Origin of the sequence: Marinobacter lipolyticus SM19, assembly GCF_000397065.2 — a bacterium.
GTDB classification, from domain to species: domain Bacteria; phylum Pseudomonadota; class Gammaproteobacteria; order Pseudomonadales; family Oleiphilaceae; genus Marinobacter; species Marinobacter lipolyticus.
Window position 1 is genome coordinate 865,192 of the sequence record NZ_KE007306.1, and the last position, 20,096, is coordinate 885,287.

Consider the following 20,096-nt stretch of genomic DNA (forward strand, 5'->3'; position numbering starts at 1 on the left):
CGGCTAGCAAAAACGCCCAACACACATAAAATCAACAAGACAAAAATCTTTTAATACAAACAATTACAGACATCTGCCTCAATTGCCCCATCAAGATTGTCCCCCTATGACACGCACTAAAGCTTACGCTGGCCAACAACGCCTGGTGACGCCAACCCATAAAAACAGCGCCAAGCGCTTACTGAACTGAGTTCAAGACAATCAAATAAGATCTACTCGGTTTACCCCAAGCATTTGATACACAGAACTTTTCACCGGCACCAAACTCCTTAAAGGCTTTCAGCTTGGCTGAAAAGGGGTTGTCGCCAATGGGAAATGTAGGGCAGTCAGGGCTAACCTTACCCTGCCAGGGATAGGAGGGTATGGACGGTGGCTGTGTAGGGAGCCTCAATACCAAGGACGCGACAACGCCGGAGAACAGCACCCGATATGCTGTCCAGTTCCAGCGGCCTGCCCTTTTCTCTGTCGACCAGCATTGACGTTTTGATCGCGTTGAAATTGCTGATCAGGTCGAACATCTCATCGAGATCTTTTCGGACAAGATTAACTCCATCGGCTTTGGCGCTCTGCACCGTCTCGGCCATCATGCCATAAACAATCCGGCTTAACTCGGGATGATGAGTCAGTGTTCGGGTATCCAGACCGGTCAGAGCGGACAGCGGGTTAACCCCATTGTTGATCACCAACTTTCGCCATAGCTCCCGGCGAATATCCGCGCTGACGATGGAGGGAATGCCTGCGTCGCAGAACGCCTGTTCCAGACGCTGTAGAAGGGTGGTCCTCGGGTCGTCGTCGGGAGCGACGTAGGGCCACGCCCCCATGACAATCTGCGCCACACCCTCCGCTGTAACCACACCGGGTGCAACAATGTGCCCACCAATACGAACAGCGAGCCCGCCCAGAACCCTTTGCGTTCCGATCACATCAGCAATCAGTAGTTCATTATCTACGCCGTTTTGCAGAGACAGGACAGGCACGGCACCAGTTTCAAGCCAGCCCGCCAGTTCATCCATCACCGATTCCGTAGCAGTCGATTTCAGAGCTATCAGAACCAGGTCAAAATGATCCGGGTAGAAGGCTCTAACCAAGTCTTCATGATTATAGGCCTTCACCGGATGGTGAAACTGGCCGCCTTCGTAATCCACTCTCAGGCCGCGTCCCTGAATAGCCTTCAAGTGTTCCCCCCGTGCTGTCAGCACCACCTCATGGCCAGCGCTCAGCAAGCGAGCAGCGTAGTAACCACCAATACCACCGGCACCGATGATCAGGAGTGTCAGACTCATAACAGCATCTCTAGTTGAAATCGTAGCAACGGCAGCGGCTAAACGAGCATAAGTACCAGTTCGGCGTTCCAGCTGAGCAATACGAGCGTCAACAAGGTTGCTAGCAGAAACGGAATCAGCGCCCGGAAAATAGCCATTGGCGGCGAGCCCGTCATGGTTGAGGCGATAAAGAGTCCAGCCCCCACTGGCGGTGTCAGCAAGCCCAGAACCAGAGTAAGACATACCACCACACCAAACTGATAGGGACTGATCCCGAACTGGGTCTGGGCGATGGGCAGCAGTATCGGAACCACCAGAATCAGCGCGGCAATGCCATCAATAACCATTCCAACCAGCAACAGGATACCAACGACCATCAACAGGAACATGAATGGATCAGCGGTCTGGATAGCGATCCAGGCTGCGGCACTCTGCGGGATTTCTTCAAATATGATCACCCAGCCAAAAACACCCGCTGCAGCAATCAACATAATCACCATGCCGGAGTTGAAGGCCGTACGCTTTAGAATCTCGAAGAGATGTGAAAACTGAAGATCCTTGTAAACGTATCTGCCAATCAGTAGAGCCCCAAGCGAGGCCAGTGCTGCGGATTCAGTGGGGGTTGCCAGCCCGGTGAGTATCCCACCAATAATAATCAACGGAATCAGGCCCGCCGGCAGGCCCATCAGGATATATTCCTTTGCCTGCTGACGGCTCGGCCACTCCCCTTTCGGGTACTGGTATACCAATCCCATCAGGCTGATCGCGAGAAAGAACAGGAAAGCCATGATCAGCCCCGGAATAATACCTGCGATAAACATCTCGGCAATCGGCACCTGAGCCAGCACCCCGAACAGCACAAACAGCATCGATGGCGGAATAATCGGTGACAGCAGCCCCCCTGCCGCCGTGATCGCCGCAGAGTAAGGTTTGTCATATCCCTCTTTTTCCATTGCCGGCACCATCGCGCGCGACATGATAGCAATCTGCGATGCGGCCGATCCCATTATTGCCGCCATCATCATGTTGGCGACCAGATTGATGTAGGCCAGACCGCCCCGGAACCCACCAACCATAATACGAGCCAGGTTTATCAACCGGGCAGTTAATCCGCCTTCGTTCATCAACTCCCCGGCCAACATGAACAAGGGAATGGCGAGCAGGCCGTAACTTTCTATAGCGCCAAACAGTTGTTGGGGATAGGAATCCAGCAATACTGCATTGCCGGAGTCATAGATATACCAGAGTGCGGTCAGTGCCAACACCAATGATATCGGCACTGCCAGGAATAAGAGGCCGAGAAATACGACAAACGTCATTCCGATTCTCCCGCCGGTTTATCTGAAAACCGCTGCTTGTCAAAAAGATTACTGAAGGCATGCAAGGAGAGGGAAAAAGAGAATACAGGCAAGGCAATCCAGACCCAGAATTTTTTCACGCCCAGAGTATTGGTGTTCTCCGCATACATGAAATTGAAGGTTTCAGACTGAAACGTCTGAAAATCAAAGCCGGCCTGATAGAGTGCTACCGGGTCATACCACCGCCAGCACAGCCAGGCCAGCAGCAACGCGAATACCAACACCATCAAATCGCTGAAAACAGCGAGGACATAACGGGTAGTCCCTTTAAACAGATCGGTGAGGATTGTAACAGCGACACTTTGCCGTCTTTTTAACAACACCGATGTTGTAAGAAAGGTCATCCATATCATGCAGTAGATGGCCAGCTCGTCGACCCAGTAAATGGCATAGCCAGCAGAGCGAGTGGCGATATTCAATAGAATCAGCAGCGTGACCGCGCCTGCCATAAAGGCTGCTATAGCAACCTCCACACGAGAAATGAGATCCGAAACGGCTTTCAGCATGAGGTCCCCCTATTACCCCGGCGCCGTTTGGCGCCAGGGCTATTTTCATTTTGACTGAGGCCTCAGCTACCCTTGAGCTCACCCGCAGCCTGGCGAAGCGAGTCCAATGCCGGAGCCTTCTCAGACCAGATACTTTCCCAGCTTTCAATGGCTTCAGAGAACATGCTCCGATCAGCTTCGCTGATATTGATATTCAGCTCACGCAGTTGCCGTTCCTGATCCTTCTCCTGGGCTTGAAAACGATCTATCACGCTATCCAGATGAGTCTTCATCGTCGTCTGAATCAGGCTCTTATCCTCATCACTGAGCTGTCGCCAGACGCGCCCTGAGACGACACCGACCATGGGAAACATCATGTGATTGGAAATCAGCAGGTTGTCGGCACGTTCGTAGAACTTCAGAATCAGGATGGAGTCGAAGTCCATGTCGATGGCGTCGACCTGCCCATTGGCAAGGGCATCGTATACGCCCGGCAGAGGAAGTGGTGTCGGCGCTGCGCCAACGACATTATAAAAATCGCGGATCGGCTCGAACGGCGTAATACGCAGCTTCTTTCCTTCAAGGTCAACAGGCCCGTCGACCGATTCACGACTCAATACTTGCCGCATGCCAGCCATACCGTAGCCAATGCCAACCACTCCCACTCCGCCTGGAAGTTGATCCAATAGTTTACTTGCCGCATCCGATCGCAACAGAGCCGCAGCCTGATCGATATCCTCAACCAGGTAAGGCGTATAAAGAGCACCGAAATCCGGAACTCGATTGGACATTTCCGCGATGGTCAGAAACGCCATATCCAGCGCGCCAGTCTGCAACTGCTGCACCATCTGAGCCTCATTACCCAATTGCTGCGCAGGGAAAACAGATACGCGGTGCTCACCGTCGGATTTCTCGTTCAGTTCAGTAGCAAAATCATTCGCGGCCTGCGTCCAGATGTGGGGCGGTGGTGTGATCAGGCCAAGCCGGAAATCACGAGCCTCAGCAGTGACACCTCCAGCCAGAAGGGCCGCGGATGTGGTCACAGACAGGAACAAACGTTTAATTGGTATCATCGTGAACTCCATTGTTTTTGTTTTCTTACTATGTGACTTTTCAGGAAGAGGACAGCACTGGCCTGGCCAACCGTCTCTTCCCATTAACCATTCGGTGGTTAGCCGACCTTCATTCAAACAGAAGTCTGTGCAGCAGGACTATCCTGATAATCCACTTCCTCTATCCACTTATTCTTTGCCCGGAAAATGCCTTTAACCAGAAGGAAATAGGGCGTTTCAAAGTAGCTTATCCGCGACAGAACAGCGACGCCGGACACAAAAAAGGCCCCGAAAGGGGCCAAGAGAGCACAACTTTCGACTTAACTCGATCGCTATCGCCCAAGCTTCTTTGCTGACTGGCCTGCAATTCCCCAGTTCTGCCTGGGAAGCTCCTGAATTAACACTCGAATGTTCTGTTCAGGCGCATCCAACGCGCGGCTAATTGCTGCAGTAACCTCCACAATCAGCGCTTCCTTTTGTTCGTCGCTGCGGCCCTCCATGATATTGATCTGTGCAATTGGCATAACCGCCACTCCTCTATGAATAAAGCCAAGGTGTATCCCGCTCACACCGTCAGACGAACTTGCCAGAGATGGTCCCCAGGTCCTGGTAACGTACGCAGAAGGAATCCCCCTTGTTCATCTGCACAGCAGCTGTAATTGCACCGATCATGATGAAAGAGCCCGCGGGTAGTTCTTCTCCACGCTCCCCCAGCATGTTCGCCAACATCGCCACAGAGGCGGCCGGGTGCCCCAGAACTGCGGCACCAGCACCAACCTCGACCACTTCCCCATTTACTTCCATCACCACGCCCAGACTCTTCAGGTCCAGGTCGGCGACATCCGCCATGCGGCCGCCGGTGATGAATCGGGAAGAGGAAGAGTTGTCGGCAATCACACTCTTGAGATCAAACTTGAAGTCACGGTAGCGAGAATCGATGACTTCCACCGCCGGCAACACGAAATCGGTGGCACGCAACACATCACCGATATGCACACCCGGCCCCTTCAGCGGCGCCTTGGTGACGAAAGCCAATTCGGCCTCGATTTTCGGGTGAATCAGCTCATCGCGTTTGATCTCGCCACCTTCAGGCACGGAAAAGTAGTCCGCCAGGAAGCCATAGCACGGTTGTTCGACGCCCATCTGGGACATCTTGGCCCAGGAGGTCAGCCCCATCTTCATGCCGACGATCCTGTTACCCCGCTCTTCCTTGCGGCGACGGATCTCCCACTGGATATCAAACGCATCCTCGTAGGTCATCTCCGGGTAGTCGTCGGTAATCTTGGTGACGTCGTGTGCTTCCAGTTCAGCGCTTTCCAGATGCGCCGCCAGTTTTTCGATCTGCTCTTTGTTCAGATTACCCATTACACCAGCCCTTTCTCTTTTGCCATGGTCAACGCCAGGTCTTCGATCATGTCTTCCTGGCCGCCCACCGTGCCTCTGCGGCCCAACTCCACCAGAATGTCACGTGCCTGAATGCCATACTTCGCTTCGGCACGCTGGGCGAACAGCAAGAAGGAGCTGTACACACCGGCGTAGCCCAGCGTCAGCGCGTCACGATCAACCCGGATTGGCTGATCCATCAGCGGCACGACACGGTCCTCTGCCACATCCATGATCTTGTAAAGATCAATACCGTGCTTGGCCCCCATACGCTCAAGAACCGCCACTAAAACTTCCAGAGGAGTGTTACCGGCACCGGCACCCAACCCGGCTACGGAACCGTCGATTCGGACCGCGCCCGCATCAACCGCCGCCAGAGAATTGGCAATCGCCATTCCCATATTGTGGTGGCCATGAAAACCGATGTCCGTTTTTGGATTCAGTTCGGCGCGCAACAGACCGATTTTTTCGCTTACTTCATCCGGCAGCATGTACCCGGCAGAATCCGTGCAGTAAATGCAGTTGGCGCCGTACGACTCCATTAGCCGGGCCTGTTCGAGGATCTTCTCCGGCGTGGCCATGTGCGCCATCATCAGGAACCCCACCGTGTCCATACCCAGCTTGGCGGACAGGCCGATGTGCTGTTCCGATACGTCCGCTTCGGTGCAGTGGGTTGCCACACGAATGGTGTTGACCCCCAGGTCTTTGGCCATGCGCAGATGTTCAACGGTTCCGATACCAGGCAACAGCAACGCAGACACCTTGGCGTTCTTCATTTTCGGAATGACGGCATCCAGATACGCCTCATCCGAATGCGCCGGAAACCCGTAGTTGACGGAAGCGCCACCCAGACCATCACCATGAGTGACTTCGATCAGCGGCATGCCCGCCTCGTCCAAGCCAGTGGCGACATCCACCATCTGCTCCAAAGAAATCTGGTGACGCTTGGCGTGCATACCGTCCCGCAGACTCATATCGTGGAGCGTTACTTTTTTATCCTTCAGGTTCATCGTTTGCTCCTCCACTCAGTTACGCGCTGGTAAAGTAATGACGCCATTCGCCGCTTCTTCCGCGAACATCTCTGCAGTCCGCAGGCCAGCAGCGGTCATAATATCGAGGTTACCGGCGTACTTCGGCAGGAAGTCCCCCAGGCCCTCAACCTCCATGAACATGGATACCCGCTTGCCATCAAATACGGGCCCATTAACCAGGCGGTAGCCAGGTACGTACTTCTGCACTTCCTTCACCATTGCATGGATCGACTCGGTAATTGCCGCCTGATCCGGTTCGCCTTCGACCAGGCAATGGACGGTGTCTCGCATAATCAGTGGCGGCTCGGCCGGATTAATGATGATGATTGCCTTACCCTTCTGGGCGCCCCCCACTTTCTCGACTGCGCCGGCAGTCGTACGAGTAAATTCATCGATGTTTTTACGAGTTCCCGGCCCCACGGAACGGGAAGATACGGTTGCAATGATTTCGCCGTATTCCACTGCCTGAACCTGTGAAACTGCGGCTACCATCGGAATGGTGGCCTGGCCACCACAGGTAACCATATTGACGTTCATTTCCAGGTTCTTGGCGTGGTCCGCCAGATTGACTGGTGGTACACAGAAAGGACCAATTGCGGCGGGGGTCAGGTCAACCATGACCACCCCAAGCTCGTTCAACTTCCGACTGTTTTCGGCATGGACGTATGCGGAGGTAGCGTCGAAGGCGACACGGATATCGTCCTCCAGTACATGCGGTAACAAACCGTCCACACCTTCTGCGGTGGTCTTGATTCCCATTTCCCCGGCGCGTTTGAGACCTTCGGATTCCGGATCGATGCCCACCATCCAGACAGGCTCAATCCACTCAGAGCGCTGCATTTTCATCAACAGATCGGTGCCGATGTTGCCCGGTCCGATGATGGCAGCCTTTAGTTTTTTGCTCATTGTTATTCCCCTGAACCAGTTAAACGAAACGCACGGAGGCAGAACCAATGCCGCCGATATTGACGCTCATATGATCGCCCGCCTTCACAGGCTCCAACGGCACCAGCGAACCGGACAGGATCACCTCTCCGGCTTTTAGCGGAATGCCGAATTCACCCAGAGTGTTAGCCAGCCAGGCCACGCAATTCACCGGGCTGCCCAATGCTGCTGCGCCTGCTCCGGTGGAGATGACGGAACCGTTTTTCTCCACCACCATGCCGCAGGTGGCCAGATCCACCTTGCGCGGGTTGACCGCTTTATCGCCAAGGATGAACAGGCCGCAGGAAGCGTTATCCGCCACAGTGTCCTGAATGCGGATCTGCCAGTTCTCGATACGGGAGTCGACCACTTCAAAGCAGGGAATGACGCAATCGGTGGCAGCCAATACATCGGCGTTAGTCACACCCGGGCCCATCAAATCTTTTTTCAGGATGAAGGCGATCTCACCTTCCGCCTTAGGCTGGATCAGCCGTTCGCTGATCGGCATCTCCTCGCCCTGGTTGAACGCCATCTGATCGGTCAGGTAGCCGAAATCCGGCTGGTGCACGTCCAGCATCCGCTGCACGGCCCTGGAGGTAACACCAATTTTCTTGCCGATGATTTTTTCGCCAGTCTCGACACGACGGTCGATCATCCGCAGGGAAATGTTGTAGGCATCTTTGATGGTGATATCAGCGAACCGCTCGGTGAACGGGCGTAACGTCGTGCGTTCACGCATGGCGTCGAACAACTGGTCACCACACTGGATAATGTCTTCTTTATTCATAGTCGTTATTCCGTCTCTGCCTGCATAGCAGCGTGCTGCTATGGGCTGATGAAATTCGGGGTTTGGGGCCAGGTATGCAACCCATCGCACATAGCTACAGCTTTATGCACACGTTCTTGAGTTCGGTATAAAACTCGAGGCCATGCACGCCCCCCTCCCGCCCGATACCTGACTGCTTGGCGCCGCCGAAGGCAGTCCGCAGGTCTCGCAGGAACCAACTGTTCACCCAGGCCAGACCAACATCCATCGCCTCCGCGACGCGACTGGCACGGGTGGTGTTTTCTGTCCAGATGGTTGCCGCCAGGCCATAATCGGTGTCATTGGCCAGCGCGATCGCTTCTTCTTCGGTGTCAAACGGGCGGATGTGACAACAGGGGCCGAAAATTTCTTCGTTTACGGTGCGGGAGTCGTCGGCCAGACCGGTCCAGATGGTGGGTTCGACCCAGGCGCCGGCATTCAGTGCTTCCCCCATGTCGGGTACGCCCCCACCGGTTACCACGGTGGCGCCTTCCTCAACGGCGAGCCGGTAATAAGACAGCACTTTCTCCTTGTGCTCCTGGCTGACCAGCGGCCCAAAGTCGACCGCTTTGTCTTCGGGACGTCCCATCTTCAGCTTCTCCGCCCCCTCTTTCAGGCGCCGGACAAACTCCTCGAAGATCGGTCGCTCTACATAAACACGCTCGGTGCCCAGACAAACCTGACCACAGTTCACGAATGCAGAGCGCATGGTGCCCTCAATCGCTTTATCCATGTCACAGTCGGCAAACACGATGCCCGGGTTCTTGCCGCCACATTCCATTGAAATATTGCGTAGCCCAACCGATGCGGCACGCATAATGATCTCGCCGGTTCGGGTCTCTCCGGTGAAAGTGATGGCATCCACGCCCTTATGAGACGTGAGGAACTCGCCGGCGGAATCGCCCCCATAGCCGTGAACCACGTTATACACACCTGCGGGTACGCCGCATTCATTCATCACCACCCCCAGAAGGGTCGCAGTGGCCGGTGTTTCTTCCGAGGGTTTGACCACCACCGTATTGCCGCAGGCCAGGGCTGGACCCACTTTGAAGGTCATCAGTAGCAGCGGCAGGTTCCAGGGGCTGACCACAGCGATCACGCCTTTGGGCTTGCGGTGACCGTAGTTCAGGGCACCACGGCCATCCGGCGTGTCCATCTTGAACGCTTCGGTCGGATGATTGGCCAGGGTTTCCGAAAACGCCTTGAAGTTGGCTGCGCCCCGTGGAATATCAATGTGAGAGGCAACCTTGCGGGGCTTACCGGTGTCCTTGCACTCGGCCTCCAGGAACTCTTCGAAGCGCTCGTTAATGCGATCAGCAACCCGGTTCAGCAGGTCGATGCGGGCAGTCTGGGTCATCTTGCCCCAGGGACCTTTCATGGCCGCTCTTGCCGCCGCGACTGCCGCATCGATTTCCGGTTGTCCCGCTTCGTGAACCATACCAATCAGGCTGTTATCAACCGGATTGCGATTCTCGAAGGTCTTGCCACTGGCCGAGCCGACATACTCGCCATTGATGAAGTGCTTAAACTCTTTCATTTCAATCTCTCATGCAGATGGCTAGTTGGTTGAAACCTGCCTGAACCGCAGGGACACAGCCGCTCCCGGTTCAGGCCCGCGCAGACGATCACGTCAGTGCGGTCAGGAATCGCTCATTTAGCTGACGATCGTGGTAGAAGATCGCTTTGCCCAGCTTGTCAGCGTCCCAGGTAATCGGGGCATGGTCTGGATAGAAAGCGTCACCGCCACAGAACACCTCGTTACGGTTCCCGGAGGGGTCGAAGAAGTAGATGGTCTGGCCGTGGGTGATACCGTGGCGGGTAGGGCCAATGTCGATGGAGGTGTCAGTCATCGAGATCAGGTCGCCTGCACGCAGCACGTCTTCCCAGGTTTCCAGGAAGAACGAGGCGTGGTGGAACTTGTTCTTCTCCGGGTGTTTGATAAAGGCAACGTCATGGGCCTTCATCGACACACTCAGGAACTGAGCCAAACGATTACCGTCCGGATCGACGACTTGCTCACAGATGTCGAAGCCAAGAACCTCATGGAACAACTTATAGGTGCCATCGAGGTCATCACCGTACAGCAGGCAGTGATCGAAGCGCTGGGCCTTCATGCCCTTCAAGTCACGCGGCCAGGCCTCCGGATTGTGATTGCCGATACCATAGCGACCGGTTTGCTCTTTCTCGGCAAACAGCTCGAAGGAGTGACCGGTGGGTGCCACAAAACGAATACGGCGGCCACAACCACTGAGTTCTCCTGCGGGAATTTTCTCTACGTCGCAACCATACTCGATCAGCTCCCCTTCCAACTGTTCCAGTATCTGGTTGTTCAGCACCTTGAAGGCCATGAAGTCCATTCCCGGAGCATCCGCTTCGCGCAGCACCACGGAGAACTTGTCCACTTCGGTCCAGCCCTTCAGATAGACACGGCCCTGACTGTCAGTCTCGACCTCAATCAACCCCATCAGATCGCGGTAGTGTTCCAGGGCTTCTTCAATGTCCAGAACGCGAATCTGGACGTGACCAGGTCTCATCACACCTTTTCTCATTGCTTGCACTCCTCATTGTTATTGTTCGGCTCGACGGTTGCTTGCCGTGGATCCTGAAATTGATCGGATTCGATCACCAAGTCACTCCGGGCAAGTATCCTGCATGCCAGGACAAGACCCTGGGCCTCATCGTGCTCGCTGACATGCGCCCTACTCATTCGCTTGCTCTCATATTGACCATGCAGTACCTGTATCCGGCACCGGCCACACCCACCGCAGCGACAACCGACATCAATCGCTTGAGCCCCGGACTGCTCCATGGCAGCCAACAGGCTCTGATCCGAAGTCACGGTGAAACTCTGCTGCCGGTTGGCGACCCAAACCCGGAAACGCTTCAACGGTGCCGGATCAGCTGGCTGAGAATTTTTCGTAATGGACATCGCTGTTGCTCATCTCTCGCTGATCCAGCCAGCCCTTGACCGCATCTACCATCGGAGGCGGGCCACACAAGTAGGCATCGATTTCGCCTCCGTTGAAGTGATGCTCTTCGAACAGATCAGTCACCACACCGACAGGCCCCTGCCAATCATCGTTTTCCTTCATCACAATGCTGTGGTAGCTGAAATTCGGAAGCTTCTCGGCATAGCCCTGAATACGCTCCATCTCGCAAAGGTCAGCAACCTGGGTTACGCCATAGAACAGCGTGACCGGCTGGTTGCTACGTGATGGGGCCGCCGCCATTTCATCAAGCATGCCGAGAAACGCTGCCAGTCCGGTGCCACCTGCGACCAGGATCAACGGGCGAGAAATCTTGTGCAGGTAGAAAGCGCCGAGAGGAGCCTTGAGGCGCATTCTGTCGCCTGGCTTGGCCCGGTCCCGCAGGTAATCACTCATGACACCCTGCGGCAGCAGCCGAATCAGGAACTGGAGTTGATTGCCGTCGTTGGGAGAGCAGGCAAAGGAGTAGGAACGCCATTCTTCTGTGCCGGGTACCTGCACATGGGCATATTGCCCGGGCAGAAAATCCAGTTGCCCGGCCCTGGAGCCGGCGTCGATATGGACCACGGCGGTCGAATCGGAAACAACGTTGACCTCTTTGATGATGGCTTCGATCTCCTCCGGCCCTGCACTGGTGCAGAGGGTGGAATCGAAATCGAACCGGATGGCGCAGTCGGAGTCGACCCGCATCTGACAGGTCAATACCGCCCCCTTATCCAGCTCGGTTTCGCTCAATGCGTCCTCATCGACATATTCAAGGTCGTAGCTGCCGGACTGACAGGTTCCTTTACAGGTGGCGCAGACGCCTTCGCGGCAGTCAACCGGAATAGTGATTCCCTGACGCAGCGCCGCATCGAGTACGGTCTCTCCAAACTTGACGCCGATGAAGTGGGTCCGGCCGTCACTGAAACTCAAGGCTACTTTGTTCATAAGCTTTCTCTGCTATATCACTGGGGATCTGACCGGCTTCCTTGCCGTTACGATCGCTGTCCTCAAAGAACGAGGGCGTTCTGAAAGCGCCCTCTTCCCGTTAAACGTGATAGAAATCCAGAACGTGGCGGATCTTGTCGTTCAGCAGAATTGCCTGCTTGCGACAGATCCTCCAACTGTCCCCATCCGGGCGCAGGCGATATTCGGCGCGACCGAAGAACAGCTCGGACTCGCCGAAACGGAAGTAATGAGTCACCCAGTTCACTTTCGCCAGGTAGGTACCGTCTTCCTGTTCGTCCGCCTGGACGTTGTTAATCAGGTGCAAGGTCCGTGGCATCGGCGTACAGGCCGCCGATTTTCCGGTGCGAATGCGGTAGACACGATCCTCGATGCCGGCGCGACTGGGGTAGTACATCAACGACATTTCCCGCTTCGGGTCGGTGGTGTGGACATGCTCCGAATCCCACTGCGGAATGTGGAACTCGGCGTCCTCGTCGAACATCGCCAAATACTCATCCCACTGTTGCCGGTCGCAGTATTCGGATAGGCGGTAGAGGAACTGCTCGATGCTGGAAATCACGTTGCTCATGGATCAGTCCTCCTTTGCCTGGTTCAGTTTTGCGTCCAGTCCAGCCAGCAGGTAGCGCTGCCAGTTCGAATGCTGATTGACGTACAGACCCTCATGGGTGAACTCGGTCCCGGTCAGTGCAGGACGAATACCGAGGGCTTCAGTATTGGCGGTGGGCTCGCGGGTCCACTTCTCGCACCCCCGAGAAATGTCATTCCACTTTGCCCGACGACCTTCGAAGCCTCGCTGCGCTTCACGGAATTCGACCAGGTCGTCGGGGGTCCCCATCCCGGAGACGTTGAAGAAATCCTCAAACTGACGGATGCGGTTCTCACGATCCGCATCGGACTCCCCCTTCACGCCCAGGCAGAAGCTGTGGACCTCGGTCTTGTTCCAGGCCACTGGACGGACGATGCGAAGCTGAGAACTGATCTGATCCATGAAGAACAGGCTTGGGTAAAGATTGAGGTTGCGCAGGCGGTGCATCATCCATTGGGCACGCTCCTCGCCATGTTCCTCGATCAGGCGGGGCATCACCGATGCATAACCCGGTCGCACCTCAGGGTTGGGCATGTCACTGAACAGGATGGTGTGGCCATTCTCGAAGGCAAACCAGCCATCGTCGGTTTCCTTGTCCCCGGCACCGAGTTTGCTGTAATCCAGAACCTTCTTGCCGGTATTGTTGTTCTCCGCTTCAAGCTGCTGCCGATGCTGAACGGTGGCGACGTAGTTATAGTGAACGGTACTGACGTGGTATCCATCCAGGCCGTTTTCGTTCTGCAGTTTCCAGTTACCGTCATACGTGTAGGAGGAACTGCCCGGCAGCACTTCCAGTTCGCCGGTCTCGGACTGGGCCACCATCATGTCCAGGCCGATGCGTGCATCGCCCAGATAATCTTCCAGACTCTGCTCGCTTTCGACATCCAGATTGATAAAAACGAAACCTTTGTAGCAGCTTATCAACGCCTTACGAAGTCCACGACTGGACTTGTCAAAATCCTCGGGATATTCACTTGGAGCCTTGACCTTTACAAGACGGCCATCGGACTTGTAGCACCAGGCATGGAATGGGCAGGTGAACGTGGACTGGTTGCCGCGGCAAACCCGAGTCAGGGTTGCGCCACGATGCTGACAGGCATTTACCAGGGCATGCAGTTCGCCCTTGCTGTCACGGCTAATGATCATCGGCTGACGACCTGCCTGCATGGTGAAGAAATCGTTCGGATTTGGAATCTGGCTTTCGTGACAGGCGAATATCCAGGTTTTTTCGAAAATCAGCTCCATCTCAAGGTCAAACAATTCACGATCGGTAAACATATCGCGAGCGACCTTGAACACATTCTCTTCCGGGCGAAAGTCCACCCAGCTCTCAATCTTGTCGCGCCAGTTAAGGAGCTCTTGCTTGTTGTTATTACTCATGATTTCAGTCTCCAAACACTCTCATTTTCTGAGGTTGATGCCGTTATTTGTTTACTTCGCGGCACCTATGGATCTATGAAACCAGAGTCTCTGCCATTAGCTCTATCCTGATATTCCTGAAGCTTTATCCCCTTTTCACTGCCACTCCCACAAACTATCCAGGTTATTTTGAGCCACCCGAAGAGCATTTTTAATGTTTGTTGACTTTTGCACTTGACAAGTCGTAGCTTATAAATATGCCTACGCGTGGTTCCGCCACTCAGGGAGGCACAGGACATCATCCAATACCGAAAACAACAATAATTCGGGGATCTTTTTTCATGCTGATTACTCCCAGCTCTGTTAGCGACAGCGCAAAAGGGATTAAAACCGACATCCTCGACACGGATGCGGCACGCTCATGGATGGAGTCTATTTGTGGTCCCCATTTTCTGCGGGTCCGGAACTCGAAGGCGGTGCGCTTCCGTCACATTGGCACCTTTCTTTCGTCAACCACTACAACCGTTGGACGGATCGAATACGGCACTGACGTAGAGATAGAAATCGATGACCTTCAGAACAGCTACAGCATCAGCTTGCCGCTGAAGGGATCTCAGGAATTACAGACTGCAAACGATCAGGCTGCGTCGGACAGGGCAAATGGCATCATCATCTCGCCAGCTCAACCCTGCCTCCTTCAAATGAGCGGCGATTGCAGCAAACTCCTGGTGCGGATTTCCCGTCAGGCAATGGAAGCAGGCTTGGAAAAACTGATCCACCGTCAAGTCACGGCTCCCCTGGTTTTTAGCCCGCATATGGAAGCGGCAATTGGTCGGGCCAGCGCCTGGTGGCGAACCGTCCGCCATATCGAATCGGAACTCAGAAAGGCCGACAGCCTTTATTCGAGCGCCCACTTTATTCGGGACATGGAACAGGCGCTGATCAAAGGGGTCTTGCTGTCGCAGCCGAGCAACTATTCAGAAACCATTAACCAGACTGTCTGTCAGTCACTGCCATGCTATCTGGCGCAAACGGTCAACTTCATACGTGACCAAGCCAGAGAGAACATCAGCATTGAGGACATAGAGAGCACTGCCGGGGTTTCTCGCAATAAACTCTATGCCGACTTCAAGAAGTATTTTGGTGCTCCTCCAACCGCCTACTTGAAACGTATACGCCTGGAAGGTGTCAGGCAGGATATTCTTGAGGACAGGGCTTACGAAAACATTTCAGGTATCGCAATGAATTGGGGCTTCAATCACTTGGGCCGGTTTTCCGCCGACTATAAGAAACAGTTTAACGAATCCCCCTCCGAGACATTGCAAAGAACCAAGCCGAACATATAAGTGCCGACACCGAATGATTTCCGGTCGGCTTCTGGCAAATGAATCTCTGCAACGTTACTGCTTCCGACTCAAAGTCACCCGCCGATTCACTACTCGGCAGGTGACCGTTAACCGCTGAAACACTCGCCGCAACTTACCGCCATCCAACGGTTATTCCCTAACTCACCAAATCTCGACAATTTCCGGATAATCAAGCTGGATAATCCGGATAGATGACAATGCTAACGGTTGGAATACTGAGCCCTGCTTGAGGAACAACATCAAACAAACCGAGGCTCAGTACAGATGACAAAAACAAAGAAACTTCTCCTGGCGTTCGCGATGGCATCCGCATCATCCCATTCACTGGCAGTGGATCTGGGTGAGCTCAATGGCGCAAAGTTCAACATTGGGGGCTACATTAAAGCTGAAGGGATTTTTTCCAATCCTGACGAGGATGACAGCAAATTCCTGGGTTCTATCCGGCAGTCCAGACTCAACTTCAAGGCTTCCAAAGACATCGGAGACCATAAAGTGAGTGGATTCTTCGAAGGCGATTTTTATGGAAGCAATGCCTCTGGCACTACCTATGACTGGCGCGTTCGTCATGCTTTTTTACAGGTGGACGACCTGACAATCGGTCAGACCTGGAGCGGGCAATTCCTTGCTGTTGTGCCATATGACGCACCACACCTCGACTTTTTTAACGCAGGCCGGGGGAATGCCGGCGGCAATGGTGGGGTTGTTCGTCCAGATCTTGTGGTGCGATATAACATGGGCGACTTTAAATTCACGATGCAGGATCCGATAAACGCAGAGGCGGGCTACCCGGATTTCGTCATAAATTATGCCAAAAAGTTTGAAAAAGGCAGCGCAATCAGTGTTGCCGTGACCGGGCGTGATGTCGCCAAAAGTAATGTGACTAACGACTCTTCGGATTCAGAGTTTGGTGGCGCAGTATTACTGGCCGGGAAATACAGTATTGGTAACACCACGCTGCACCTTAACGGCTACACGGGCGAAGGACAGGGCGTATACTCGGGCTTCGGCTTTGGCGGTGCCTGGCATCCAGCCCTCAGGCCGGCTGTCGACGCAAATGCCGATGGCGAGCTCATCAAAACAACCGGACTCGTCGGCGGGATATCCCATAAATTTATGGACAACCTCCGCGGAGCTGTCCGCTATTCCCAAATCAAGGCCGATGAGACCACTCCCGGGACAGAAGATACCCTTGAACTGACTCACGTAAATCTGGTTTATACCTATCTGCCCGGACTGGATTTTGGTGTCGAGTGGCGCGACCAGAATGTTGCAACTCATTCGACCCGTCCTGCCGGACAGCAGGTCGAACTGATGGCAAAATATAGCTTCTGACAAAAGGAAGATACTGGGAACAAAGCCCGCCTTGTGTGGGCTTTGTTGTTTATGGAATCCTCTTACTTCTGACCTATGGGCTTATACGCCCGATACCCCTGCCCGTCAGCGCCCTTCTTGACCGAAAAATACTCGGATCTCGCGACCAACAAATCAGAAAACTTCTTGGCTCCATAGGTCCTGGGATCGAAATCCGGGCGGGTGCGCTTGAGGAATGAGCCGGCTGCGGACAAAGTCGCCCATCCCTGATCGTCCTGGGTTTGTTCCCAGGCTCGTTTGAGCAGCGCCACTTCCTCAGGGAGCTTTTCAGATTTCTTTTTAGGGGTTTCTTTTTCGGTTTTGGCCGTTTCATCTGGCGCCACTTCCTCCGGATACTCCAGGTTTTCCGTAAACAAAAAGTCATCACAGGCACTGCGGAACGAAACCGGGGTCTTCTTCTCGCCAAACCCGAATACATAGATCTCGGACTCCCTCAGCCGGGACGCCAGCTTGGTGAAGTCGCTGTCGCTGGAAACAAGAGCAAAAGCGTCGAACTTGGAGGAATAAAGGAGGTCCATGGCATCAATGATCATGGATGCATCGGTCGCGTTCTTGCCCTTGGTGTAGGCGAACTGCTGGATAGGCTGGATGGCCAGTTCATTGAGCACGGTCTTCCAGTTCTTGAGACTGTCCACCGACCAATCGCCATAAGCCCGTTTCACAACCACATGCCCATGAGAGGACAGCTCCTCAATGATCAACGGCAATTTCGACAACTGGGCGTTGTCAGCATCGATCAATACGGCAATCTTTTTATGCTGTTCAAGATCTTTCAACGGCACCCTTCCTTTGTTGTTGTATTCCAGACATTGAGCATACACGTCTTCAGGGGAAAGACTCTCCCATCCTGCCTCGGAAATTGCCATAATGCCGCCTTTTCAACAGGGGGAGTTCCCATGACAACAGCCTTGAAGGCATTTGCCGCAGTCACCGCAATATTCATCCTGACCGCCTGCAGCCCGGAGGTCGGCAGTGAAGCCTGGTGCGTGGATATGGAAGATAAGCCGAAGGGAGACTGGACGACGAACGAAGCTGGCGATTTTGCCAAGCACTGCATTTTCCGTTAAGAGTTTGTACCGCCCGTGTGACAGCGGGCGTATTCGGACATTACCGCGACAAGGCCAATTCCCGCCGAACTGCCCGCGGCGCGCCTGCTGCAAGAACCGCAGCTCCTGACACACAAACGGCCATGGTCAGCACGATGGGCAGCAGTGAACCGCCGCTGAGCGTGGCTGATATCGCACTGATGGCGCCGGCGATGGTGAATTGCGCAGCGCCCAGCAAGGCAGCTGCCGTGCCGCCCAGGTGCGGGAAGAACTCCAGGGCGTTGGCCATGTTGTTGGGCACGATGGCGCCCATGAAGGCCACGGCAACGATTATGCAGGCTGCGACAGCCCAATAAGGAGCCGCGGCCCAAGCGCAAAGTACCAGTGCGATAATTGCGATGGTCTGCAGAAGAACCGACATCCTGAGAATATCGACGGACTCAAAACGATTCAGAAGCCGGCGGTTCAACAGGTTAACACAGGCCATGGCTCCGATGTTGGCGGCGAACAGGCCTGAGAACATGGCTTTGGATAATCCAAACCACTCCTGGTAAATGAAGGACGCATGGGTAATGAACACCAGCATGGCGCTGAAACACAGCGCCTGCAGGCGCCGGAACAACGCGAAATGCAGGATGACCGCCAGCACCATCGCGTACCCCGTCAGCATCAGGAAGATGGCCGGCCAGTCACTGATGGTCAGCAGCAATGATCCTATGGAGGGCGCAAGCGCCGGGGCGATAAACATGATTAACCCGATGAGCCCGAACAATCGGGCCGCCTCGGAACCCTGGCTCTGATCCCGGACAATCGCCGTAACCGATACTGCGCAGAAAGCACCGCCAATACCCTGGACTACCCGCCAGAACAACATCTGACCAATCGTGTCGGCATGGGCAACCATCAGGGCCGCTGCACCAAATATGGAGAGCCCGCCCAACAGGACCTGCTGGCGACCATAACGATCGGATAACGGCCCGCCAACCAGTTGCGCCAGCCCCAATGCGCCGACGTAGGCACTGAGGGTTAACCCAATCTGTCCGTCGGAGGCGCCCAGGCCATCAGAGATGTCCGGAAAGGCTGGCAGGTAGGCGTCCAGTGCCAACGGTCCCAGTGCGACCGTCATTCCCAATAGAATCGCCAACTGAATCTGGGGCATAAAAACGTGAGCGCTCTGCGGGAAGGAGAATCAAGGATTTCCGTAAAACCACCCATCAGGCAGCTTTGCGGAAATCCTCGATTCTCACCGCCTTGTCACGCTTGCGCTTGTACTTGCTTTTGTCTTCCACCACCCGCATGTGATACTTCGGGGTTCTCAGTTCGCGCTGCACAGCGCTGTGTTGTGTGGGCTTTGCCCGTTTTTTAGCCATGGTGATTTCTCCGGTTGGCGCTATCATAGCTTTGCGGTGCCAAGTTTAGCACCTTCCATTAACACTTCAGCAAAGGGACTATAAGGGATGTCACTCACACTCTGGCTGACTTTTCTGGTGGCGGCGGTTCTTATCAGCATTTCACCGGGTGCTGGCGCAGTAAATACCATGAGCAATGGACTCCGCTATGGCGTGAAGCAATCAATGCCTGCCATACTCGGGCTGCAGCTGGGTTATGGTGCCCAGATCCTACTGGTTGGCGCAGGTCTGGGAGCCCTGGTCGCCTCGTCCGTGTGGGCATTGGCGGTTATCAAGTGGCTGGGAGTAGGCTATTTGGTCTGGCTGGGCATCCAGAAATGGCGCGAGCCGGTGGTCGAGAGTGTGGCAGACGATCAGCCCACAATGAGCGGACAAAAACGTTTCTGGCAATCGGCCCTGGTCAATTTGACCAACCCCAAGGCCACGGTTTTCCTGGTCGCTCTGCTCCCGCAGTTCCTGATTGCCGGGCAACCCCATGGTCCGCAACTGATTACTATGGGGACCACCCTCATTCTGGTGGATTGTCTGGTGATGCTGGGCTACACCCTGCTGGCCAGCCAGCTCTTCCGTTTTATGACCACGCCTTACCGCCAGCGGCAGATGAACCGGGTGTTCGGCGGCCTGTTCGTGACCGCAGCGGTGGCTTTAGCCAGTTTCAAACGCAGCTGATTTACCGGTCGGATGTAGGTAGATTGTGTAATTGCGCTGGTCACGCGCCTG

The 20,096-nt window shown here is 54.7% G+C and carries 22 protein-coding genes; 4 read left to right on the plus strand and 18 right to left on the minus strand.

The window, feature by feature from the left end; translation table 11 throughout:
- Positions 1 to 338: 338 nt before the first annotated feature.
- From MARLIPOL_RS04000 to antA, 15 genes are all read right to left on the minus strand, one after another.
- Positions 339 to 1,283 (minus strand): ketopantoate reductase family protein, encoded by a 945-nt coding sequence (locus MARLIPOL_RS04000; protein ID WP_012136803.1) that lies wholly within the window; start codon positions 1,281 to 1,283, stop codon positions 339 to 341.
- A 38-nt stretch (positions 1,284 to 1,321) separates the two neighbouring features.
- Positions 1,322 to 2,581: a TRAP transporter large permease gene (locus MARLIPOL_RS04005; protein ID WP_012136804.1), complete on the minus strand. Its 1,260-nt coding sequence runs from the start codon at positions 2,579 to 2,581 to the stop codon at positions 1,322 to 1,324.
- Positions 2,578 to 3,126, minus strand: a complete 549-nt coding sequence (locus tag MARLIPOL_RS04010) for a TRAP transporter small permease (protein WP_012136805.1) — start codon at positions 3,124 to 3,126, stop codon at positions 2,578 to 2,580. The genes MARLIPOL_RS04005 and MARLIPOL_RS04010 overlap by 4 nt, the downstream gene beginning before the upstream one ends.
- A 62-nt stretch (positions 3,127 to 3,188) precedes the next feature.
- Complete coding sequence (locus MARLIPOL_RS04015) at positions 3,189 to 4,178, minus strand: TRAP transporter substrate-binding protein (RefSeq protein ID WP_036190333.1); 990 nt, start codon at positions 4,176 to 4,178, stop codon at positions 3,189 to 3,191.
- Positions 4,179 to 4,489: 311 nt separating this feature from the next.
- Positions 4,490 to 4,681 carry a 2-hydroxymuconate tautomerase gene (locus MARLIPOL_RS04020; RefSeq protein ID WP_012136807.1) on the minus strand — a complete coding sequence of 64 codons (192 nt, stop codon included), beginning with the start codon at positions 4,679 to 4,681 and terminating at the stop codon, positions 4,490 to 4,492.
- A 49-nt stretch (positions 4,682 to 4,730) separates the two neighbouring features.
- The gene (dmpH, locus tag MARLIPOL_RS04025) at positions 4,731 to 5,522 is read right to left on the minus strand and encodes a 2-oxo-3-hexenedioate decarboxylase (protein ID WP_012136808.1); all 792 of its coding nucleotides are present in this window, start codon (positions 5,520 to 5,522) and stop codon (positions 4,731 to 4,733) included.
- Positions 5,522 to 6,550, minus strand: coding sequence for a 4-hydroxy-2-oxovalerate aldolase (dmpG, locus tag MARLIPOL_RS04030; protein ID WP_012136809.1), 1,029 nt, complete (start codon positions 6,548 to 6,550; stop codon positions 5,522 to 5,524). The genes dmpH and dmpG overlap by 1 nt, the downstream gene beginning before the upstream one ends.
- A 15-nt stretch (positions 6,551 to 6,565) precedes the next feature.
- Positions 6,566 to 7,477: an acetaldehyde dehydrogenase (acetylating) gene (locus MARLIPOL_RS04035; protein WP_012136810.1), complete on the minus strand. Its 912-nt coding sequence runs from the start codon at positions 7,475 to 7,477 to the stop codon at positions 6,566 to 6,568.
- 19 nt (positions 7,478 to 7,496) lie between these two features.
- A complete protein-coding gene (gene dmpE / locus MARLIPOL_RS04040; protein WP_012136811.1) occupies positions 7,497 to 8,282 on the minus strand; it encodes a 2-oxopent-4-enoate hydratase in 786 nt (261 codons plus the stop codon).
- Between the two features lie 94 nt (positions 8,283 to 8,376).
- Positions 8,377 to 9,837 (minus strand): 2-hydroxymuconic semialdehyde dehydrogenase, encoded by a 1,461-nt coding sequence (locus tag MARLIPOL_RS04045; RefSeq protein WP_012136812.1) that lies wholly within the window; start codon positions 9,835 to 9,837, stop codon positions 8,377 to 8,379.
- Positions 9,838 to 9,925: 88 nt separating this feature from the next.
- Positions 9,926 to 10,849, minus strand: a complete 924-nt coding sequence (locus MARLIPOL_RS04050; RefSeq protein WP_012136813.1) for a catechol 2,3-dioxygenase — start codon at positions 10,847 to 10,849, stop codon at positions 9,926 to 9,928.
- Entirely contained in the window at positions 10,846 to 11,229 is a 384-nt protein-coding gene (locus tag MARLIPOL_RS04055; protein WP_012136814.1) for a 2Fe-2S iron-sulfur cluster binding domain-containing protein, read from the minus strand. The genes MARLIPOL_RS04050 and MARLIPOL_RS04055 overlap by 4 nt, the downstream gene beginning before the upstream one ends.
- Positions 11,198 to 12,217 carry an anthranilate 1,2-dioxygenase electron transfer component AntC gene (gene antC, locus MARLIPOL_RS04060; RefSeq protein ID WP_012136815.1) on the minus strand — a complete coding sequence of 340 codons (1,020 nt, stop codon included), beginning with the start codon at positions 12,215 to 12,217 and terminating at the stop codon, positions 11,198 to 11,200. Before antC ends, MARLIPOL_RS04055 begins: the two co-directional genes overlap by 32 nt.
- A gap of 100 nt (positions 12,218 to 12,317) precedes the next feature.
- Positions 12,318 to 12,806, minus strand: a complete 489-nt coding sequence (gene antB / locus MARLIPOL_RS04065; RefSeq protein ID WP_012136816.1) for an anthranilate 1,2-dioxygenase small subunit — start codon at positions 12,804 to 12,806, stop codon at positions 12,318 to 12,320.
- A 3-nt stretch (positions 12,807 to 12,809) separates the two neighbouring features.
- On the minus strand, positions 12,810 to 14,204 hold the full coding sequence (gene antA, locus MARLIPOL_RS04070) for an anthranilate 1,2-dioxygenase large subunit (RefSeq protein ID WP_012136817.1): 1,395 nt from the start codon (positions 14,202 to 14,204) through the stop codon (positions 12,810 to 12,812).
- Between the two features lie 320 nt (positions 14,205 to 14,524).
- Between antA and MARLIPOL_RS04075 the strand changes: the two genes are divergently transcribed.
- Both MARLIPOL_RS04075 and MARLIPOL_RS04080 read left to right on the plus strand, forming a co-directional pair.
- A complete protein-coding gene (locus MARLIPOL_RS04075; protein ID WP_012136818.1) occupies positions 14,525 to 15,529 on the plus strand; it encodes an AraC family transcriptional regulator in 1,005 nt (334 codons plus the stop codon).
- 285 nt (positions 15,530 to 15,814) lie between these two features.
- On the plus strand, positions 15,815 to 16,882 hold the full coding sequence (locus MARLIPOL_RS04080) for a hypothetical protein (RefSeq protein WP_012136819.1): 1,068 nt from the start codon (positions 15,815 to 15,817) through the stop codon (positions 16,880 to 16,882).
- Positions 16,883 to 16,944: 62 nt separating this feature from the next.
- Here the strand turns inward: MARLIPOL_RS04080 and MARLIPOL_RS04085 are convergent, their stop codons facing one another.
- Positions 16,945 to 17,697: an NYN domain-containing protein gene (locus tag MARLIPOL_RS04085; protein WP_012136820.1), complete on the minus strand. Its 753-nt coding sequence runs from the start codon at positions 17,695 to 17,697 to the stop codon at positions 16,945 to 16,947.
- A gap of 120 nt (positions 17,698 to 17,817) precedes the next feature.
- Here MARLIPOL_RS04085 and MARLIPOL_RS18240 point away from each other — a divergent pair, with 120 nt between their 5' ends.
- The gene (locus tag MARLIPOL_RS18240; RefSeq protein ID WP_012136821.1) at positions 17,818 to 17,988 is read left to right on the plus strand and encodes a DUF3012 domain-containing protein; all 171 of its coding nucleotides are present in this window, start codon (positions 17,818 to 17,820) and stop codon (positions 17,986 to 17,988) included.
- 40 nt (positions 17,989 to 18,028) lie between these two features.
- Here MARLIPOL_RS18240 and MARLIPOL_RS04090 read toward each other — a convergent pair whose 3' ends face one another.
- On the minus strand, positions 18,029 to 19,126 hold the full coding sequence (locus MARLIPOL_RS04090) for an MFS transporter (RefSeq protein WP_012136822.1): 1,098 nt from the start codon (positions 19,124 to 19,126) through the stop codon (positions 18,029 to 18,031).
- Between the two features lie 55 nt (positions 19,127 to 19,181).
- A complete protein-coding gene (locus MARLIPOL_RS18620) occupies positions 19,182 to 19,337 on the minus strand; it encodes a hypothetical protein (RefSeq protein WP_012136823.1) in 156 nt (51 codons plus the stop codon).
- Positions 19,338 to 19,424: 87 nt separating this feature from the next.
- Between MARLIPOL_RS18620 and rhtB the strand changes: the two genes are divergently transcribed.
- Complete coding sequence (gene rhtB, locus MARLIPOL_RS04095; protein ID WP_012136824.1) at positions 19,425 to 20,045, plus strand: homoserine/homoserine lactone efflux protein; 621 nt, start codon at positions 19,425 to 19,427, stop codon at positions 20,043 to 20,045.
- The last annotated feature ends 51 nt before the right edge of the window (positions 20,046 to 20,096 follow it).

Excerpts from the sequence above, each read along its gene's own strand:
- MARLIPOL_RS04050 (WP_012136813.1), bottom strand. The coding sequence starts at position 10,849 with ATGAGAAAAGGTGTGATGAGACCTGGTCACGTCCAGATTCGCGTTCTG.
- antC (WP_012136815.1), bottom strand. The coding sequence starts at position 12,217 with ATGAACAAAGTAGCCTTGAGTTTCAGTGACGGCCGGACCCACTTCATC.
- MARLIPOL_RS04000 (WP_012136803.1), bottom strand. The coding sequence starts at position 1,283 with ATGAGTCTGACACTCCTGATCATCGGTGCCGGTGGTATTGGTGGTTAC.
- dmpG (WP_012136809.1), bottom strand. The coding sequence starts at position 6,550 with ATGAACCTGAAGGATAAAAAAGTAACGCTCCACGATATGAGTCTGCGG.
- dmpE (WP_012136811.1), bottom strand. The coding sequence starts at position 8,282 with ATGAATAAAGAAGACATTATCCAGTGTGGTGACCAGTTGTTCGACGCC.
- MARLIPOL_RS04055 (WP_012136814.1), bottom strand. The coding sequence starts at position 11,229 with ATGTCCATTACGAAAAATTCTCAGCCAGCTGATCCGGCACCGTTGAAG.
- MARLIPOL_RS04010 (WP_012136805.1), bottom strand. The coding sequence starts at position 3,126 with ATGCTGAAAGCCGTTTCGGATCTCATTTCTCGTGTGGAGGTTGCTATA.
- MARLIPOL_RS18240 (WP_012136821.1), top strand. The coding sequence starts at position 17,818 with ATGACAACAGCCTTGAAGGCATTTGCCGCAGTCACCGCAATATTCATC.
- dmpH (WP_012136808.1), bottom strand. The coding sequence starts at position 5,522 with ATGGGTAATCTGAACAAAGAGCAGATCGAAAAACTGGCGGCGCATCTG.
- rhtB (WP_012136824.1), top strand. The coding sequence starts at position 19,425 with ATGTCACTCACACTCTGGCTGACTTTTCTGGTGGCGGCGGTTCTTATC.
- MARLIPOL_RS18620 (WP_012136823.1), bottom strand. The coding sequence starts at position 19,337 with ATGGCTAAAAAACGGGCAAAGCCCACACAACACAGCGCTGTGCAGCGC.
- antA (WP_012136817.1), bottom strand. The coding sequence starts at position 14,204 with ATGAGTAATAACAACAAGCAAGAGCTCCTTAACTGGCGCGACAAGATT.
- MARLIPOL_RS04015 (WP_036190333.1), bottom strand. The coding sequence starts at position 4,178 with ATGATACCAATTAAACGTTTGTTCCTGTCTGTGACCACATCCGCGGCC.
- MARLIPOL_RS04080 (WP_012136819.1), top strand. The coding sequence starts at position 15,815 with ATGACAAAAACAAAGAAACTTCTCCTGGCGTTCGCGATGGCATCCGCA.
- MARLIPOL_RS04075 (WP_012136818.1), top strand. The coding sequence starts at position 14,525 with ATGCTGATTACTCCCAGCTCTGTTAGCGACAGCGCAAAAGGGATTAAA.
- antB (WP_012136816.1), bottom strand. The coding sequence starts at position 12,806 with ATGAGCAACGTGATTTCCAGCATCGAGCAGTTCCTCTACCGCCTATCC.
- MARLIPOL_RS04005 (WP_012136804.1), bottom strand. The coding sequence starts at position 2,581 with ATGACGTTTGTCGTATTTCTCGGCCTCTTATTCCTGGCAGTGCCGATA.
- MARLIPOL_RS04045 (WP_012136812.1), bottom strand. The coding sequence starts at position 9,837 with ATGAAAGAGTTTAAGCACTTCATCAATGGCGAGTATGTCGGCTCGGCC.
- MARLIPOL_RS04090 (WP_012136822.1), bottom strand. The coding sequence starts at position 19,126 with ATGCCCCAGATTCAGTTGGCGATTCTATTGGGAATGACGGTCGCACTG.
- MARLIPOL_RS04035 (WP_012136810.1), bottom strand. The coding sequence starts at position 7,477 with ATGAGCAAAAAACTAAAGGCTGCCATCATCGGACCGGGCAACATCGGC.
- MARLIPOL_RS04020 (WP_012136807.1), bottom strand. The coding sequence starts at position 4,681 with ATGCCAATTGCACAGATCAATATCATGGAGGGCCGCAGCGACGAACAA.